The sequence below is a fragment of the Shewanella sp. HL-SH4 genome, from assembly GCF_051164845.1.
Lineage (GTDB): Bacteria > Pseudomonadota > Gammaproteobacteria > Enterobacterales > Shewanellaceae > Shewanella > Shewanella glacialimarina.
Window position 1 is genome coordinate 3,511,319 of sequence record NZ_CP195037.1, and the last position, 18,346, is coordinate 3,529,664.

An 18,346-nucleotide genomic window follows, 5' to 3' on the forward strand; every position below is an offset into this window, starting at 1 on the left:
ATGCCAAAATTTCATTAATCATCAATAATGTTAATAACAGTTAACGAAATTTTATAGCAAATAATTAACGATAAAAATGACCTAAAGCCAATTGTCACCATGACAAATGTTTCGTGCTAAAAGGGAAGGATTGAATGACATCTCGTACTTCATATTGGGTGGGCTTACTTTTATGTGCCGCCACAGCAGTCTCAGGAATTCAACTTTTTGCTTCGGCTCAAGCCGATACGCTTAAAATAACCGGCCCTAATGGCGAAGTTAAACAGGCAAACCGGCAATATGGTCCAACGACCTCAGCCGATACTTTTTGGAGTATTGCTCAGAAGGTACGCCCTAATGACCAAGTTACCATTTATCAAGTTATGGCAGCATTATTTGATGCCAACCCCCAAGCATTTAGCGGAAATAATTTTAACACCTTAGAAAGAGGCATGATCCTAACTGTGCCTTCTGCAGAGGTAATGGCTGCTATTCCAAAGGAACAAGCTAAATTACGTGCAGAGCGCGACGATAGTGCAGTGAGAACTGTTGTTAAACAAACACCGCGTCCAGTTGCTACGCCAGTAAAAGTAGAACAAGCACCAGTACCAGAAAAACCACTGCAAATCATTGCTCAAGCACCTGCCAAAATTAGCGAGGCAGAGCCCCTTAGCGCAGCTAAACAGAATGAGATTATTACCCTAAATAATCAGCTCGATAACGCAAATAATAAAACATTGATGCTGACAGATGAGCTTGCTAGAGCGCAAGACCAGTTGATGGCTACACGCAGTGATAATCAAATTTTAAAGCAAAAGTTAGCAGAACTAACTCAAAGCATTGGCCGTCTTGAAGAAGATTTACAGCTTTCAGGTGAAAAACAAGCACAGCTGATTGCTGACAATGAAGCGCTGGTTATTGAACTTGAAGAGGCTAATAAACCACCTGTAGAGCAACCCACTGATTTCTGGCGGAACTTAACCAGTAACACTGGGTTATTAATTGCAGCAGCAAGCTTGCCAATTTTATTAATCTTCGGCGTTATTGCTTTAATCATGCGTCGCCGTTCAAGTGCAAATACTGTAGAACCAGTTCAAACAGAAAATAAATTAGCCTCTAACACTGTTCCAAGCCGCACAGATAATGAAAATGGGGATGATCTTGAAGATCTTGCCATTCATCTTGATGGTGACGATGAAGAGTCCATCGATGATTTATTAGATTTAGACAGTTTAGAGATGCAGTCAGACACTGATTTAGTGATTGATGATGATCAGATGGACATGGCATCTGAAATGTTTTTAGCACAAGCTGAAGATGAAATTGATGTCACGCCTGAAGTCGAAGAGGAAGATGAAGGAACCTCACTTGATGATCTGTGGGCTGAAGCCATGGAAGAGCAGGATTCTGAGCTTGAACCTCTTGAAACAGATGAAGATTTAGACAGTTTGCTGGCAGGCCTTGACGATGAAGAAATTGATGGGGCTTCTCCAGCAGCGCTAGAAGATGATTTAGACGCATTGCTTGCTAATCTTGATGGTGAAACTGATGAAGTCGATGCACCCGCCGAAATGCTACAAGATGATTTAGACGCATTGCTTGCTAATCTCGATGGTGAAACTGATGAAGTAGATGCGCCTGTAGCCGCAGAGCCAGAAGATGATTTAGATGCATTACTCGCAAATCTTGATGTTGAACCTGAAAGCAGTTCTGTTGAAGATCCCCTTGCTGATCAACAAGACAACATTGATGAATTATTAGCAGGATTCGACTTACCTGATGAGGATGCTTCAAATGAGACTGCCTCTGAACTTGAAACAAAGAATGACGTTAATAATAGTATCGTCGATGAAAATACAGCTGACGAAGATGATATCGATTCACTGCTAGCCAGTTTTGAGGCTGATGATGCTCCAGCAGAAACAGAAGCAACTGAAACTGAAAAAGAAACACAAGATCTAGCTGATGCCATTGCCGCTGAACTTGAGTCTGATGATGAAGTTGATGCAAATGAAGTTAATACTGATGACGATGATATAAATGCACTGCTAGCCAGTTTTGAGGCTGAAGATGTCCCAGCAGAAACAGAAGCAACTGAAACTGAAAAAGAAATAGAAGATCTAGCAGATGCTATTGCCGCAGAACTTGAGTCTGATGATGAAGTTCATGCAAATCAAGTTAATACTGATGACGATGATATCGATGCACTGCTAGCCAGTTTTGAGGCTGATGATGCCCCTGCAGAAACAGAAGCTACTGAAACCGAAACAGAAGATCTGACAGATGCTATTGCCGCAGAACTTGAGTCAGATGATGAAGTTGATGCAAATCAAGTTAATACTGATCAAGTTAATACTGATGACGATGATATCGATGCACTGCTAGCCAGTTTTGAGGCTGATGGTGCCCCTGCAGAAACAGAAGCAACTGAAACTGAAAAAGAAACACAAGATCTAGCTGATGCTATTGCCGCTGAACTTGAGTCAGATGATGAAGTTGATGCAAATGAAGTTAATACAGATGACGATGATATAAATGCACTGCTAGCCAGTTTTGAGGCTGATGATGCCCCAGCAGAAACAGAAGCAACTGAAACTGAAAAAGAAATAGAAGATCTAGCAAATGAAATTGCCGCTGAACTTGAGTCAGATGATGAAGTTGATGCAAATCAAGTTAATACTGATGACGATGATATCGATTCACTGCTAGCCAGTTTTGAGGCTGATGATGCTCCAGCAGAAACAGAAGCAACTGAAACTGAAAAAGAAACACAAGATCTAGCTGATGCCATTGCCGCTGAACTTGAGTCTGATGATGAAGTTGATGCAAATGAAGTTAATACTGATGACGATGATATAAATGCACTGCTAGCCAGTTTTGAGGCTGAAGATGTCCCAGCAGAAACAGAAGCAACTGAAACAACTGAAACTGAAAAAGAAATAGAAGATCTAGCAGATGCTATTGCCGCAGAACTTGAGTCTGATGATGAAGTTCATGCAAATCAAGTTAATACTGATGACGATGATATCGATGCACTGCTAGCCAGTTTTGAGGCTGATGATGCCCCTGCAGAAACAGAAGCTACTGAAACCGAAACAGAAGATCTGACAGATGCTATTGCCGCAGAACTTGAGTCAGATGATGAAGTTGATGCAAATCAAGTTAATACTGATGAAGTTAATACTGATGACGATGATATCGATGCACTGCTAGCCAGTTTTGAGGCTGAGGATGCTAAAACAGATCAAGACGCTGACGGTGTCGATGAGCTTGCTATAGACACATTAGCAAGCACAGCAGAAATTACATCAGAAGCTGCTGAAACTGAAACAGAAGATATGCTTGATGCTATCGCCGCTGGATCTGAGTCTGATAAAGGTGACGTTAGTCTTACTGACGATGAATTTCTTGAATTTGATGAGCTGCCAGAAAATACCCCACATTTAGACTCACTATTAGCCGAGCTCGAATCAGCAACCCTTGAAGATGAAGCGGAAGAATTTCTATCTTTTGATGAAGATGATGAGCTAGACGATGATGATTTATCAAACCTAATTAATGAACTTGAGCTGGCGAACGAAACTAATGAGCAAGATGACTTGAGTTTTGATGCATTAGAATCAGAGCTTAATCAAGCTGCGTCTGCCGAGGTTAATAGTGACAAAAATCTAACAAAAAGCGATGACATTGATGATTCAATTTTAGCCGATGCCGAAAATGAGCTCGATGCTCTTTTAGCAGGAATGAGCGCTGAAGATGAGACGTTAAACGATGAGTTGAGCAATGATGCTCAAGAGTTAGATTTTTATGAGTCTGCGTTTGACAATACATCAGCACAAGTGAATAGCCCTGCAGAACAGGTCACTGCTAAAGCTGAAAAAGACTCAGGATTTTTCAATGACTTAAAAGCAGCTAAAAAAGCACCTGCAGAGTTATTGGATTGGGAAACTGATTTATTTAATCCTCCAGCCAAACCTGCAGCACCAACTGACAACCTTATTGATAACAATAAGGACTTTTTAGTCGATGATGAAGATGTCGATTTCAGTGTAAATGACGATATTGATTTTAATATAGATGAAGACGAATTTGTCTTGTCAGATGATGGCTTGACCGTTGATGAGGCAATAGCGGCACTTGATGCAAAAGAGTCTAAATTAGCATCGCCACATATTACAGAGGCCGAACTAAGCAACTTTGAACGCGAGAATGGCTTTATTGATATCAATAAATTACTCAATGACGCAGATGAAGACGATAGCGTTGCCAGTGATAGATATAAAGAAATTGATGTTGATATGGGTGAGTTTGAATCACTTATTGGTAATGCCGATATGATCGATGTTGATGATGAAGAAAACTCCGTTAGCGCCAAGTTAGACTTGGCGCGTGCATACATCGAAATTGAAGATGAAGATAATGCCAAAGCCTTATTAAAAGAAGTTCAAGCGAATGGAAATGATCGCCAACAAGCTGAAGCAAGTTCGTTGATGAAAAAGCTAACCTAAGCCTAAAATTACTATTTAAAACGGCGCTTAGACATGCGTCGTTTTTTTTATGCTAGAATGCGCGCCATTTTGATTTAAAGTGAAAGGTCAAGTTATGCGGATAGCGTTAGGTGTCGAATATGATGGCAGTAATTTTTTTGGTTGGCAGCGACAGGCCGAAGTCGATTCTGTACAGGAACAACTGGAAACAGCGCTTTCGTATATAGCCAATGCCCCGATTAGATTGCATTGCGCGGGTCGAACTGACTCAGGCGTTCATGGCACTGGTCAAGTAGTGCATTTTGATACTGACGTGATACGTCAAATGTCAGCGTGGACTTTAGGGGTAAATACTAAACTGCCTAACACTATTGCTGTGCGCTGGGCAAAAGAAGTCGATGACAGCTTTCATGCTCGCTATAGCGCCACGGCTAGACGCTATCGTTACATTATTTATAACCATTCACTACGCGCTGGAGTACTGTCTCAAGGTGTTAGCCATTACCGTGGTGAAATTAACGAAACCTTAATGCACCAAGCTGCACAAACATTGCTAGGTGAACATGATTTTACTAGCTTTAGAGCGCTGCACTGTCAGTCTAAAACCCCTTATCGCACCGTGCATCATGTCAGCGTGACTCGTCAAGGCATGTATATTCTGGTTGATATTAAAGCTAATGCCTTTTTACATCATATGGTCAGAAATATTGTTGGATCTTTGATTGAAGTGGGCTTAGGTCATCAACCTATTAACTGGTTAGCGCAGTTATTACTCGAGAAAAATCGAAAATTAGCAGCGCCAACAGCCAAACCGAATGGTTTATACCTGGTTGACGTTTCTTATCCTGAGCAATATGATTTGCCTAAGTTGGCTTTAGGGCCATTGTTTATGCTCGATTAATAAAGACAAAGGCTGCCAACCGTGATGCACATAGATACAATTATTGCGCCCAATAAAGATGCTCATTTAGATGAGTGGCTAGACTATTTACTTGCGATACACCCTAGCGAAATAGATATGGGACTCGCCAGAGTCTCTATTGTTGCAGAGCGCTTAGCCTTAATTAATCTACAACCTGCACAGGTTATCACGGTAGCGGGAACCAATGGCAAAGGCACAACTTGTGCCATGTTAGAATCGATATTAATTCAAAGTGGCAAAACAGTTGGTGTATACAGCTCGCCACATTTACTCCGTTATAATGAGCGGGTCAGAATTAATCAGCAAGATTGCACCGATGACCAATTCATTGCCGCATTTCAAGCCATTGAACAAGCTAGAGCAGAGATATCACTGACATTCTTTGAGTACGCCACTTTGGCAGGTTTATATTTATTTAAACATGCTCAGCTAGACGTGATTATTTTAGAGGTTGGTTTAGGCGGCCGTTTAGATGCTACCAATATGATTGACTCAACCGCGACCATAATTACCTCCATAGATTTAGACCATCAAGAATACTTAGGTGATACCCGAGAGCTGGTTGGGCGTGAAAAAGCGGGTGTGTGTCGCAGTGAGTGTATCAGCATAATAGGTGAACCCAATTTACCGCAGTCGGTAGTTGATTATGCACAACAAATTAGTTGCCAGCTTATCAGAGTAGGGCACGAGTTTGATTATCAGCTTAATAATGATAACTGGACTTTCTCTACTCATATAACACAATCTCCAGCATTGACATTGCCTACATTGCCATTAGCGAATGCGGCCTGTGTGGTCGCACTTATGGATAAGCTTTGGCCTGAAATAGATTATGCAACGATTAACAAAGGCCTTGAGTTGGCAAGTTTACCGGGCCGTTTGGAGTGCGTTAACCAAATACCGTTAGTCTTGGTTGATGTTGCACATAATCCACATGCGGCAAAATATCTTGCTGAACAGCTACGCAAAAAAATAGCCATATCAGGCAAAATTGTTGCCATTTGTGGCATGTTAAAAGATAAAGATATATCAGGCGTTTTTGCAGAACTTGTTGATGTAGTGAATCACTGGAATATGGTGACACTATCGACTGAGCGTGGTGCTAGCTCAGCGCAATTGATAGCTTTAATGGAGCCCATTGCACAAAATCAGCTAGATCATAGTGCCGCTTTTGAATTGAATGCTTTTAATAATATGAATGAGGCCTGGACAGCGGTAAATGCTACTATTGAGCCTAATGATGTGGTAATTGTATTCGGCTCTTTTTATACTGTCGCTGCTTTTAAATTGTTAATGTAACACTGGGATAAAATCTTGAAACTTCAATTTCAAAACCGTTTGGTTGGAACTATAGTGCTTGTTGCCCTTGGGGTAATCTTCTTACCTGATCTTTTAGACGGTAAAAAAGCCAAAGTAGTCGAAGAGTTTACTGAAATACCTTTACGTTCAGCGCCTCTAGTTCAGAGCAAGCCATTAACACCAGATGATTTTGAAGTCCTTGATGTTGCCAGTGTCGATATTGTTGGTGACGATGATGAATCTCGAGTGGATCCTGATGTGGTTCCTTTAGGTAATAATGCAGCAGAACCTGTAGCCAAAGAGCCAGCGGCAAAAAAAGTGATTGAGACCGCCAAAGCTCAACCTAAAGCTGTTCCAAGTAAACCTGCAGTCGAAAAAGTAGTACCAAAGCCTGCTCCTAAGCCAGTTGCTAAAGCAGTATCAAGCCCAATTAAGTCCGGTTATACCTTACAATTGGGTGGATTTAATAGTGCGACTAATGTTAATGCGCTAATCGCTAAACTTAGACTGTCAGGCTATACCGCCTATACTTTGCCTGAAAAACCGGTCGAGGGATCATTAACCCGCGTATTTGTTGGCCCTGAAGTGTCAAAGGATAAGCTTGAAGCTCGTCAAACTGCAATAGCGAAACTGACAGGGTTAAAAGGTAAAATTATCGCTTATGATCCAATGGACAATTAATCTTAGTCAATATTTATACTGAGTTGCTCTATGCGGCCATTCATTGATTGCATAGATTTTTTTACTTAGATTGATAATTTATCTGTTGTAGAAATTGATTGTTCTGATTCATGTATGATTAATTTAGTCGATCGGGGGTGAGAAAAGTCTTCACCTCTGTTAGAATCGCGCCGTCTTAGTGCTTACCCGGATCCCCATCTCAATGGTTTGGATTGATTACGCAATTATTATTGTTATTAGCTTATCTACCATCATTAGTTTAGTGCGTGGATTTGCCAAAGAAGCCATGTCGTTAGTGGTATGGTTTGCGGCTTTTTTTATCGCCAGTCAATTTTATCTCGACCTTGCTGTTCATCTTACGCAAATGCAAGATGCAATGGTGCGTAATGGTGTCGCAATTGCCATTCTTTTTATTGCGACGCTTATTATTGGTGCACTTGTTAATTATCTTTTAGGTCAACTCGTTGCTAAAACTGGACTGTCAGGTACCGATAGAGTACTGGGTTTGTGTTTTGGTGCTATTCGCGGGGCGTTAATCGTCAGCGCGTTACTCTTTTTTATGGATGCGTTTACTGGGTTTCCTTCAACCGATTGGTGGAAGGCATCAGTGCTCGTGCCCGAATTTGGTGTGGTTATTCAATGGTTTTTTGACTACTTGGAAAATACATCAAGCTTTGTACCCAAAATCTAAAACAATAAAACACCTTACAGTAAGGAACCTTACCCATGTGTGGTATCGTCGGAATAGTAGGCAAGTCTACAGTTAATCAAACGATTTATGATGCGCTGACAGTGCTTCAACATCGTGGACAAGACGCAGCAGGTATTGTAACCGTTGACGTAAATGCATTTCGTTTACGCAAAGCAAATGGTTTGGTTAAAGATGTATTTGAACCAAAACATATGCAACGTTTACAAGGCAATGCTGGTATCGGCCACGTACGTTACCCAACTGCAGGTAGCTCAAGCGCGTCTGAAGCTCAACCGTTTTACGTTAACTCACCGTTTGGTATTTCATTGGCTCACAATGGTAATTTAACCAATACTACTGAATTAGCTGCAAGCTTAATAACCAAACGTCGTCATATCAATACCACTTCAGATTCTGAAATTTTATTGAATTTGTTAGCCGATGAGTTGCAAGAAACCCGCAGCTTAACGCTATCAGCAGACGAAGTTTTTGACGCTATTAGTAAAGTTCATGCTCAAACCCGTGGTGCTTATGCGGTTGCAGCAATGATCATTGGCCAGGGCTTAGTGGCATTTCGTGATCCTTTTGGCATTCGACCATTAGTATTAGGCAAGCACGAAACCGCATCTGGCACTGAATACATGGTTGCATCTGAAAGCGTTGCTTTAGACGCCGTTGGTTTTGAAGTGATGCGTGACGTTGCTCCTGGTGAAGCGATTTACGTGACTCTTGATGGTCAATTATTTACTCGTCAATGTGCTGTTAACCCAAGTTATTCGCCATGTATTTTCGAGTTTGTTTATTTTGCACGTCCTGACTCGACTATCGATAATATTTCGGTATATGCAAGTCGTGTAAATATGGGCACCAAGTTAGGCGAAAAGATCAAAAAAGAATGGGACGAACACGACATTGACGTGGTTATTCCTATTCCTGAAACCTCATGTGATGTAGCACTTGAAATCGCTCGCCATATGGACTTACCGTATCGCCAGGGCTTTGTTAAAAACCGCTATATTGGCCGTACATTCATCATGCCAGGCCAACAAGAGCGTAAAAAATCAGTACGCCGTAAACTGAATGCCATTAATGCCGAGTTTAAAGGTAAGAATGTGTTATTGGTTGATGACTCTATTGTACGTGGTACGACTTCAGAACAGATTATCGAAATGGCACGCGATGCAGGGGCTAAGAAAGTGTACTTTGCTTCAGCAGCGCCTGAAATCCGTTTCCCTAACGTGTATGGTATTGATATGCCAACCACCAATGAGCTAATTGCCCATGGTCGTGATGCGGATGAAATTGCCAAGCTTATCGGTGCCGACGGTATTATCTTCCAGGATTTAACTGACTTGATTGAAGCGGTTAGAATGGAAAATCCAGAAATTAAACGTTTTGAAACATCGGTATTTGATGGTCATTATATTACTAATGATGTCGACCAGGCATATTTAGATCACATTATGCAGTTACGTAATGATGACGCTAAAGCAAATCGAACCAAGGATATCGGCACTAACTTAGAAATGCACAATGAGTGCCATCCTTAAGTTAAATCGTTAGTCGATTGAATGCTAAAAGCCTGCGAAAATGCAGGCTTTTTGTTACACGGGCATTGATTTAACGCTTTAATTTACATTTTTAAAAGTGAATGAGTGGAAGCTTATTGAAATAGACTTTCAAAGAGCTTTGTTAAAACAGCAGTAAGTTGATTTAAATTTTCTAAAAGTATGTTTAAGTCTTTATTAATTAAAACATGCTTTTAATTTGAATCGATAACCAAAGTTAGTTAGCCTTTATAATTTTATTACATCACAAAAGAGCATTGATTTACCTCTAGGAATAATATGAAACTTATCGTTAAGGTTGTCATTTCCACATTCGTTATTGCTTGTTTTGCCTATTACGGAAGCTTATTTGTTATGCCTAGTGTAACCATCGAAAATCATTCAACGTCAGCCATCAAACAAATAGAAGTTGCTCTACCAAGCTCAAACTTAAACTTTGGGGCGATTAATGACGGTGAGAAAAATACTTTATATTATTCACTGGAACAAAATGATGGTATGTACCGCTATCAATTTGAAAATGAAAACTCTGCTGTTTATAACGGCAGTTGCGGTTACGTGACGAGTAATGAGCTTCATAAGCGGTTCATCATCACGATTAATAAAAACAATCAGGTCATTTGCCGCTAGGTATACGGGAGGCGATGATTTAACCATAGCCTTAACCGGTTGAAGCAAGCAACACTCAATTTATATCGCTTTGCCTTTGAGTAATTTTCGCATCCACATTCGATTAGGGCTCAGCAGGGTTTGTGTTTCAAGATTAATAGGCATGATTTCACCGCATAGGCTTGCAGCCAGACACTCGGCAACTAAGGGCGCTGAACTTAACCCTCGAGAACCAAATCCGCCCAAAACAAATAACCCATCATGAATAGGAGCTGGTGTCGTTTGCCAGTATTGTTGCCATAAACTGGGTTTATCTTTGCTGGCTTGTTGAGTTTGGTAGCGTTTATTTAATTCTGCCATATCAGTTGCATAACCCATTACCGGAAAATGGTCGCGACTGACCATTCTAATACCGACACGGGCTTCATTTTTACTCACATCGATATCGTCTGGCCAACTTACATCAGCAAAACTTTGGCTCATTTTCTTACCGTTTTCTTGTTGTTCAGTCGGACAAAAATCTAAATGTTGAGGATTTTTGACATAACTGGCGCCGACGCAGTGAAGTTCTTCATAAACCGGGGTTAAGTAGCCATTGGCGCAAATCACCGTTTTCAGACTGGCAAGTGTTCCTTGTGAAGGTACATGGCTGACCTGTCCCCTGAAGCCGCTGAGCGGGATCTCACGGGTTTGTTGATAACGGGTTAAATTTGCACCATTGGCAACGACTAACTGCTGGTGAAAGGCGATAGGTGAGTCTTGTTCGTTACACAGTTGCTCGCCAGAAAATAATTCCCAACCTTGCGCTGTTTGTTTGATAGATTCAATATTGCAGTTCATCTTTATGGTGATATTGCCAATAGCGATAGCATGATCTAATGAGGCTTTGGCAAATTCATAGGGGCAAATCCAGCCTCCTAAAGGGTAAAACAAACCTGTTTGCTTTATTTCTACACCGGCAATGTCGCTCGCTTGATTTGCCGATACCGGACGAGCAATATCATCAGGCCAGTCCTGGCCTTTGATTATTTTATCCAGCCGCGCTTTGCTGCGTTCATCAAAACCTGTGTGAAGTACACCACAGAAGCCATGACTAACGTTATAACCTTGACTGGTTAAACGTTGAATCCGCTGACGACTATACAAAAAAGCCTGTTGAAAAAATTGACTTAATGCATCATTTTCGGGTGTGAGCAAAGGATAAATGGCACCTTGTCTATTGCCTGACGCACCTTGACCAATCTCTTCGTCCTGACAATAAAGCACCACGCTTTTGCCTCTTTCTGCTAACGATAAAGCGAGTGAAGCACTGGCTATACCGCCACCAATAATTCCTATGTGCTGATTAATTGATGCAGGCGTAAGCGGACCTTGATAGGCGAAAGTAGCTTGTTGTTGATGCCTTAATGCTTGTCGCTCTTGGCAAGCAATCGTATCAACAGCGTTAGTCGATGTGGTTGGCCCAGTTACTTCCTGAGTGATTGAAGCAGTGGTTTGCTCCGTCAATAACTTAAACCCAGCCTGAGCAATAGCTGTTTGCAGTGAATAGAAAAATGGATCCGTTTGCGTGATTGGTTTGTCGTAAATACTGATTGCCGTATTATTATGGCTAAGTCTGCCGAGTTGCCAAACATTGGCTATCTGGTAAAAGTGATCCCTTAATAAGGGCGTCATCGTATCGGAACAGGCAAACCAATGGTGAACCTTATGTTGAATATTGGCTACGCTTGATAATTGCAGCTCAGTGCGACTAAAGTAGCAGTCTATTGAAATATCATCTCGAATATTAATGCGCTGACAGCCTTCAATCGGCGCAATGGCAATATCTAAAATAAAATCGCATAATATTTGTTTAAAATGTAACATAAAAGCATTAAATTCAGCTTGTTGCTCTTTGCTATGATGAGTAAATAAACTCACATGCAAACGACCATGTTGCCAGGCTGGGCTGGTTTGTTTTAATTGTGTAAATGCAGCCACTAAATCATTAATATGTGACGGTTCAGCTAGGCCTAAATGTCCAACATGGATCAGCTTTGTTTCTGTATCAAGTTGTTTTATAAGCCGCTGGAGATAATTCAGATAATGATTTACCATGAATAAATTGGTGCTTTTACTCAAAATAGTTTACTCAAACAGGAATAATTAACATTATTTTACCTGTGTTTATGGAAAGCTGACCACTTAAATGCCGTAAAACAGATATTATTGCCGCAATTAAGTGCCGACATCTACTAAATGGATATCAAATAATGAAAAGAGTCGTGATCACCGGGCTAGGTATAGTTTCAAGTATCGGTAACAATAAGCAAGAAGTGTTAGATTCACTTAAGGCGGGTCGCAGTGGCATTACCCATTCAGCGCAGTTTGAAGAAATGAAGTTACGCAGCCACGTTTGGGGTGATATTAAAATCAACCCAGCAGACCATATTGACCGTAAAGCACTACGTTTTATGGGCGATGCCGCGGCTTATGCTTATATCGCGATGCAAGAAGCGATTGCTGATGCTAATTTAACTGAAGAGCAGTATTCACATGACCGTGTTGGATTAGTGGTTGGTACCGGTGGTGCGTCTTCTTCAAACCAAGTACAAGCAGCAGATACATTACGCGAAAAAGGCGTCAAACGTGTCGGGCCTTATATAGTGCCTCGTATTATGTCTAGCACTGCTAGCGCGTGCCTAGCAACGCCGTTTAAAATCAGAGGCGTTAACTATTCTATCAGTTCTGCCTGCGCAACATCTTCCCACTGTATCGGCCATGCCGTTGAGCTTATTCAAATGGGTAAGCAAGACATGGTATTTGCTGGTGGTTCTGAAGAAGTTGATTGGACACTGACCATGGGCTTTGATGCTATGGGAGCGCTATCGACTAAATATAATGATAACCCAACTAAAGCATCACGCACCTATGATGCAGACCGTGATGGTTTTGTGATTTCTGGCGGCGGCGGCATAGTCGTTGTTGAAGAGTTAGAGCATGCTTTAGCCCGAGGCGCAAAAATTTATGCTGAGGTTATTGGCTATGGCGCATCGTCAGACGGTTACGATATGGTTGCACCATCAGGCGAGGGTGCGGTTCGTTGTATGAACCTAGCACTAGCGGATGTTGATACACCAATTGATTATGTTAACTCCCATGGCACATCTACTCCAGTGGGTGATGTTCGTGAACTAGAAGCACTACGTGCGGTATTTAAAGATAAAATGCCTCCAGTTGCATCAACTAAGTCACTTACAGGTCATGCACTAGGCGCTGCGGGCGTGCATGAAGCGATTTACAGTATGTTGATGATGGAAAATAACTTTATTGCACCAAGCATCAATATTGATAACATCGATGAGCAAGCGAAAGATATTCCTATTGTTCGCGAGTTACGTGAGGCTAACTTAACCACAATTATGAGCAATAGCTTTGGTTTTGGTGGCACAAATGCCACATTGGTTATGCGTAAATATAAGTAACTTCTTACAGTTTACCCAATAAAAAACCAGTCGTTAGACTGGTTTTTTTATTGCTATAGCTTGGGTAGCTAATTAAATACTTAATCTATTGCATCATGGGGCCAAAGCCTAAGCTCCATAAAATAACGCTTGAACCCATCAACGCGACCAGTAAGACCAAACCTGCCGTCACTACCGAACTGGCATAGATAAAGCCTTTTTCTTCTGGAATGTTCATTATTATCGGAACACCGGCATAAAGTAGATATACAGAGTAGGCTAAACCAAATAAACCGACGACCATAATAAACCATAGTACCGGATATAAAGCGGCTAAACCGACCATAAATAAAGGTGTTGCGGTATAGGATGCTAGTTCAACCGCTTGGGTATAAGTTGGGTCAGCATCAAATGTTTTACCCATCCAGTAGGCCAGATATGCTAAGGCTAGCACGCCAGCAATAAGGCCAAAGTACATTCCAACAGACATTATCATCGCACTTTCACTGGTTAGAAATAAGGCCTCCCCAGCACCAGGGTTCCAACCAATATGTGCGGTTGCAAAATATGCACATATCGCAGGGATGAGGGCAATAAGCAGTACATGACTAAGGCTGCTTTTAAGTGCCTCATGATTTTTTTCAATTGTTTGCCACTCTTGTTTTGGATGAGTGTAAAGCCCCATTAAGTGATTCAGTATCATTATTGTTATCCTTGTTTAGCACATTACAACAAGCTCGCCAAACTACAGACGAACTGACTACAGCTCTTTACAATCGCCTTAATCAGTCCTGCATATACTTAGCACTACAAAACTGAGTAGTAATATTGCTAAGTAATAACCTCATTCCTAATTTGAAGTCTATCTATTAAGGTAATTGAATGCGCTTGTTAACATTAAGTTAAAACTTACTACGCACAAGACTATTTATTGAACATAAATGGCATTTCGTCAAGCGGTATTATGTATTTGTGTTCATAAAAAAAAATATCTGCAGGTAAGATAGTCACAGATACTTGATAGGATAATGGGCTTTATGCAGCAACTACTTGCACCAATTAATGAGTTTTTAGGTTGTGAAACCCCAAACAGTTGGATTGAACACGCCAGACAACCGCAACAATTAATGAATTTGTTAATCGACCACTGTAACTGTGAGTTAAAAGCGGCTCAAACTGCGATGATGATGGTGCGTAAATATGCGATTGATAAAAGCAGCGCAAATATATTAAAAATCTGGGGTAAACCCTATGAAGATTTTGTCTATAGCCAAGCCCGAGATGCTCATGCTTTTCTTAACCGTGATGTGAAAAAGAATGACATTACTAATGAGTTAGTGGCTAACCATCGTTTAACTATTAGCGCTGATTTATTATCAAAAATGATTAAGTTGATTAAAGAAGAGTTTCATCACTTTGAGCAAGTGCTGCAAATAATGACGGCTAGAGGTATTGATTATAGCAATATGCGTGCAGGTACCTATGCCAAACAGCTCATTAGCCATGTACGCACCCATGAACCACTCACTATCGTCGACAAGCTAATAGTCGGTGCATTTATTGAGGCTCGCTCATGTGAGCGATTTGCTAAAATCGCCCCTCACTTAGATGATGAACTGGGTAAGTTTTATATTTCTTTGTTGCGTTCAGAAGCGCGTCACTATCAAGATTATTTATCACTTGCTCAAGATGTAGCGGGTGAGGATATCAGTGATCGTATCGCGTATTTCAGGGTGCAAGAAGCGGCATTGATTATGGCCGATGATACCGAGTTTCGATTTCACAGTGGCGTGCCAGTGTAGTTATACGTCACGATACACAGCTCTTATAATGTTTTGGTGCGCGATTGAGTTAAATACATCATTAGCAAAAAATAAAATAGGTCGGTGTTTTGAGCCAGTGTTTGATGTCAAATTAATTTTCAATAAAAGGCAATTGCACCAATTCACAACCTGATTTATCAACCATTAATACACTGCCTTGGGTATACCAGTCGCCAACAACAACTCGCTTTTTGCCTTGGGCTAGTAAGTGAATGTTAGGGCGATGAGTGTGACCATGTATCATAAGATCACAACCGGTTTCAGCAAGTAAACGCTGAACAGCACTTGGCTCAACATCCATAATTTCATAATGTTTTTGCTGATTGCCCGTTTGACTTTTTTGCCTGATTTTAGCGGCAATATTTAGGCGGGTCTGTTTAGGTAGGTGTGAATAAATCCAACGGACTATGGCTAGGCTGCGAAAGCGTCTAAAGCGCTGGTAACCAATGTCTAAAGTACATAAGCTATCGCCATGCAAAATAACCGTTGAGTTGTCATAAAGATTGGTTTTATACACATCGGGTAATAAGGTCATGCCTGCATTGCGACAAAATGCCTTACCGACCATAAAGTCTCGATTACCCTGGGTAAAAAAACCGGTATGTGCTGAGATACTTGATTTATCGCATTAGCAATATCGACGGTATATGTTTCGGCAATATCATCACCCATCCACACTTCGAACAAGTCGCCAATAATGTAAAGTGCTTCTACATTATCTAAGCCTTGTTTGAGAAACTGCAAGAATGCCTGGGTGATGTCAGGGCGATCTGCACTTAAATGCAAATCACCCACAAAAGCGGTACGCATTACTTAACAGATACGCTTTGAATAACAATCGCTTCTAATGGTACATCTTGATGCATACCACGGTTACCTGTGGCGACCACTTTCATTTTTTCAATGATGTCTAAACCTTCAACCACTTCACCAAATACGCAGTAACCCCAGCCTTGAGACGTTTCTGACTTAAAATCAAGGAATGTATTGTCATTGACGTTGATAAAGAATTGCGCTGTAGCTGAATGCGGATCAGAAGTCCGTGCCATGGCTACTGTACCTTTGCGGTTTGATAAGCCATTGCTTGCTTCGTTTTTAATTGAAGCATTGACACGTTTTTGATCCATTTCTTCTGTAAAACCACCGCCTTGGATCATAAACCCATCAATTACACGGTGAAAAACAGTGCCTTCGTAAAAGCCTTCTTCTACGTATTTCATGAAGTTAGCCGCTGTTATCGGGGCTTTTTCAGCATCAAGTTGTAAGCTAATGTCACCAAGGTTGGTATGTAAAGTAATCATGAAGTCCCACTTAAATAAAATAATTTGCGGCGATTCTAACTTATCTTGATTGCTGCTTAAAGCATTGTGTTCAAAAGCGTGCCCATCATGCTAGAATCGCTAGGAATTATTTTTCGATTAATATGCTTAAAAGAGAACTTCGATGTTAAAGATTTACAACAGTATGAGCCGTGAAAAACAAGAATTTAAACCGATTAACCCAGGTAAAATTGGGATGTATGTGTGTGGCGTAACGATTTATGACTTATGCCACATCGGTCATGGCCGTACCTTTGTATCTTTTGACATGATAGTGCGTTACTTACGTTACATAGGTTACGAGGTTAATTTTCAACGTAATATTACTGATGTCGATGATAAAATTATTCAGCGTGCCAATGAGAATAACGAATCTTGCGATGCGTTAACAGAGCGTTTGACCGCTGAAATGCATAAAGATTTTGATGCACTCAACATGGTGCGTCCTGATTTTGAGCCTAAAGCTACATTGCACATGCCTGAAATTATTGAAATAGTGCAGCGTTTATTAGACCGTGGTCATGCTTATGTTGCTCCGGATGGCGATGTATTATTCAGTGTTGCATCTTACAAAGATTATGGCCGTTTGTCTGGGCAAAACCTAGATCAACTTCAAGCTGGTGCTCGTGTAGAAGTGGATCAAAGTAAGCAAAATCCGATGGATTTTGTGCTATGGAAAATGTCAAAGCCGGGTGAACCAACATGGGATTCGCCTTGGGGCTCAGGTCGTCCAGGTTGGCATATTGAATGTTCAGCCATGAACAGCAAGCACTTAGGAACGCATTTTGATATTCATGGCGGTGGCTCAGATTTACAATTCCCACACCATGAAAATGAAATAGCCCAGTCCTGCTGTGCCCATGACACGCCTTATGTAAACTACTGGATGCACTCAGGCATGGTGATGATAGATCGTGAAAAGATGTCTAAGTCATTAGGCAATTTTTTTACGATTCGTGATGTATTAGCGCATTACGACCCTGAAACTGTGCGTTATTTCTTGTTGTCAGGCCATTATCGTAGTCAGCTAAATTATTCTGAAGATAATTTAAAACAGGCCCGTGCCGCATTAGAGCGCTTATACACCGCGCTAAAGGATTTAGACTTAACCGTTGAGGCTGCGCCAGCCACAGAGTACGTCGCTAAGTTTAAATCAGCTATGGACGATGACTTTAATACCCCTGAAGCCTACTCAGTACTATTTGATATGGTGCGTGAAATCAACCGTCTTAAGTTAACGGATATGGCCGCAGCTTCGGCATTGGGTGTTAGCCTTCAACAGTTAACCTCAGTATTAGGTATTGTCAGCCAAACTCCGGACGCTTTCTTCAAAGGTGAGGGTACTGATGATGAAGTGGCTGAAATTGAAGCCTTGATTGTTGAGCGTAACCGCGCTCGTACAGAAAAAGATTGGCCAGCAGCGGACGTTGCACGCGATCGCTTAAACGAGCTTGGCGTCGTGTTAGAAGATGGCCCAAGTGGCACTACATGGCGTAAAAAGTAATTAGATTGCTGACAAAATAGA

General features: G+C 41.2%; 13 protein-coding genes and 1 pseudogene. 10 read left to right on the plus strand and 4 right to left on the minus strand.

Annotation, left to right across the window (positions count from 1 at the left end):
• Positions 1-134: 134 nt before the first annotated feature.
• From ACRWQL_RS16420 to ACRWQL_RS16450, 7 genes are all read left to right on the plus strand, one after another.
• A complete protein-coding gene (locus ACRWQL_RS16420) occupies positions 135-4,487 on the plus strand; it encodes a FimV/HubP family polar landmark protein (RefSeq protein ID WP_434951107.1) in 4,353 nt (1,450 codons plus the stop codon).
• A 94-nt stretch (positions 4,488-4,581) separates the two neighbouring features.
• Positions 4,582-5,367 (plus strand): tRNA pseudouridine(38-40) synthase TruA, encoded by a 786-nt coding sequence (gene truA / locus ACRWQL_RS16425; protein WP_226414479.1) that lies wholly within the window; start codon positions 4,582-4,584, stop codon positions 5,365-5,367.
• Positions 5,368-5,391: 24 nt separating this feature from the next.
• Complete coding sequence (gene folC, locus ACRWQL_RS16430; protein WP_434951109.1) at positions 5,392-6,687, plus strand: bifunctional tetrahydrofolate synthase/dihydrofolate synthase; 1,296 nt, start codon at positions 5,392-5,394, stop codon at positions 6,685-6,687.
• Positions 6,688-6,702: 15 nt separating this feature from the next.
• Positions 6,703-7,368 carry a cell division protein DedD gene (gene dedD, locus ACRWQL_RS16435; protein ID WP_434951111.1) on the plus strand — a complete coding sequence of 222 codons (666 nt, stop codon included), beginning with the start codon at positions 6,703-6,705 and terminating at the stop codon, positions 7,366-7,368.
• 202 nt (positions 7,369-7,570) lie between these two features.
• Positions 7,571-8,059 (plus strand): CvpA family protein, encoded by a 489-nt coding sequence (locus ACRWQL_RS16440; protein ID WP_226414484.1) that lies wholly within the window; start codon positions 7,571-7,573, stop codon positions 8,057-8,059.
• 35 nt (positions 8,060-8,094) lie between these two features.
• Entirely contained in the window at positions 8,095-9,609 is a 1,515-nt protein-coding gene (gene purF / locus ACRWQL_RS16445; RefSeq protein ID WP_434926653.1) for an amidophosphoribosyltransferase, read from the plus strand.
• Positions 9,610-9,906: 297 nt separating this feature from the next.
• Positions 9,907-10,257 carry a hypothetical protein gene (locus ACRWQL_RS16450; protein ID WP_434951113.1) on the plus strand — a complete coding sequence of 117 codons (351 nt, stop codon included), beginning with the start codon at positions 9,907-9,909 and terminating at the stop codon, positions 10,255-10,257.
• Positions 10,258-10,317: 60 nt separating this feature from the next.
• Here the strand turns inward: ACRWQL_RS16450 and mnmC are convergent, their stop codons facing one another.
• Positions 10,318-12,333: an FAD-dependent 5-carboxymethylaminomethyl-2-thiouridine(34) oxidoreductase MnmC gene (gene mnmC / locus ACRWQL_RS16455; protein WP_434951115.1), complete on the minus strand. Its 2,016-nt coding sequence runs from the start codon at positions 12,331-12,333 to the stop codon at positions 10,318-10,320.
• 155 nt (positions 12,334-12,488) lie between these two features.
• On the opposite strand from mnmC, the gene fabB reads away from it, so the two are divergent.
• The gene (fabB, locus tag ACRWQL_RS16460; protein ID WP_226414494.1) at positions 12,489-13,700 is read left to right on the plus strand and encodes a beta-ketoacyl-ACP synthase I; all 1,212 of its coding nucleotides are present in this window, start codon (positions 12,489-12,491) and stop codon (positions 13,698-13,700) included.
• Positions 13,701-13,785: 85 nt separating this feature from the next.
• On the opposite strand, the gene ACRWQL_RS16465 is transcribed toward fabB, so the two are convergent.
• Positions 13,786-14,382, minus strand: coding sequence for a Yip1 family protein (locus ACRWQL_RS16465; protein ID WP_434926650.1), 597 nt, complete (start codon positions 14,380-14,382; stop codon positions 13,786-13,788).
• Between the two features lie 334 nt (positions 14,383-14,716).
• On the opposite strand from ACRWQL_RS16465, the gene miaE reads away from it, so the two are divergent.
• Positions 14,717-15,481, plus strand: a complete 765-nt coding sequence (miaE, locus tag ACRWQL_RS16470) for a tRNA isopentenyl-2-thiomethyl-A-37 hydroxylase MiaE (RefSeq protein WP_434951117.1) — start codon at positions 14,717-14,719, stop codon at positions 15,479-15,481.
• 112 nt (positions 15,482-15,593) lie between these two features.
• On the opposite strand, the pseudogene ACRWQL_RS16475 reads toward miaE, so the two are convergent.
• Positions 15,594-16,312 (minus strand): annotated as a pseudogene (locus tag ACRWQL_RS16475) (UDP-2,3-diacylglucosamine diphosphatase).
• Positions 16,312-16,803 carry a peptidylprolyl isomerase gene (locus tag ACRWQL_RS16480; RefSeq protein ID WP_434926647.1) on the minus strand — a complete coding sequence of 164 codons (492 nt, stop codon included), beginning with the start codon at positions 16,801-16,803 and terminating at the stop codon, positions 16,312-16,314. The pseudogene ACRWQL_RS16475 and the gene ACRWQL_RS16480 overlap by 1 nt, the downstream one beginning before the upstream one ends.
• Positions 16,804-16,945: 142 nt before the next feature.
• Between ACRWQL_RS16480 and cysS the strand changes: the two genes are divergently transcribed.
• Entirely contained in the window at positions 16,946-18,325 is a 1,380-nt protein-coding gene (gene cysS, locus ACRWQL_RS16485) for a cysteine--tRNA ligase (protein WP_434951119.1), read from the plus strand.
• Positions 18,326-18,346 lie beyond the last annotated feature (21 nt).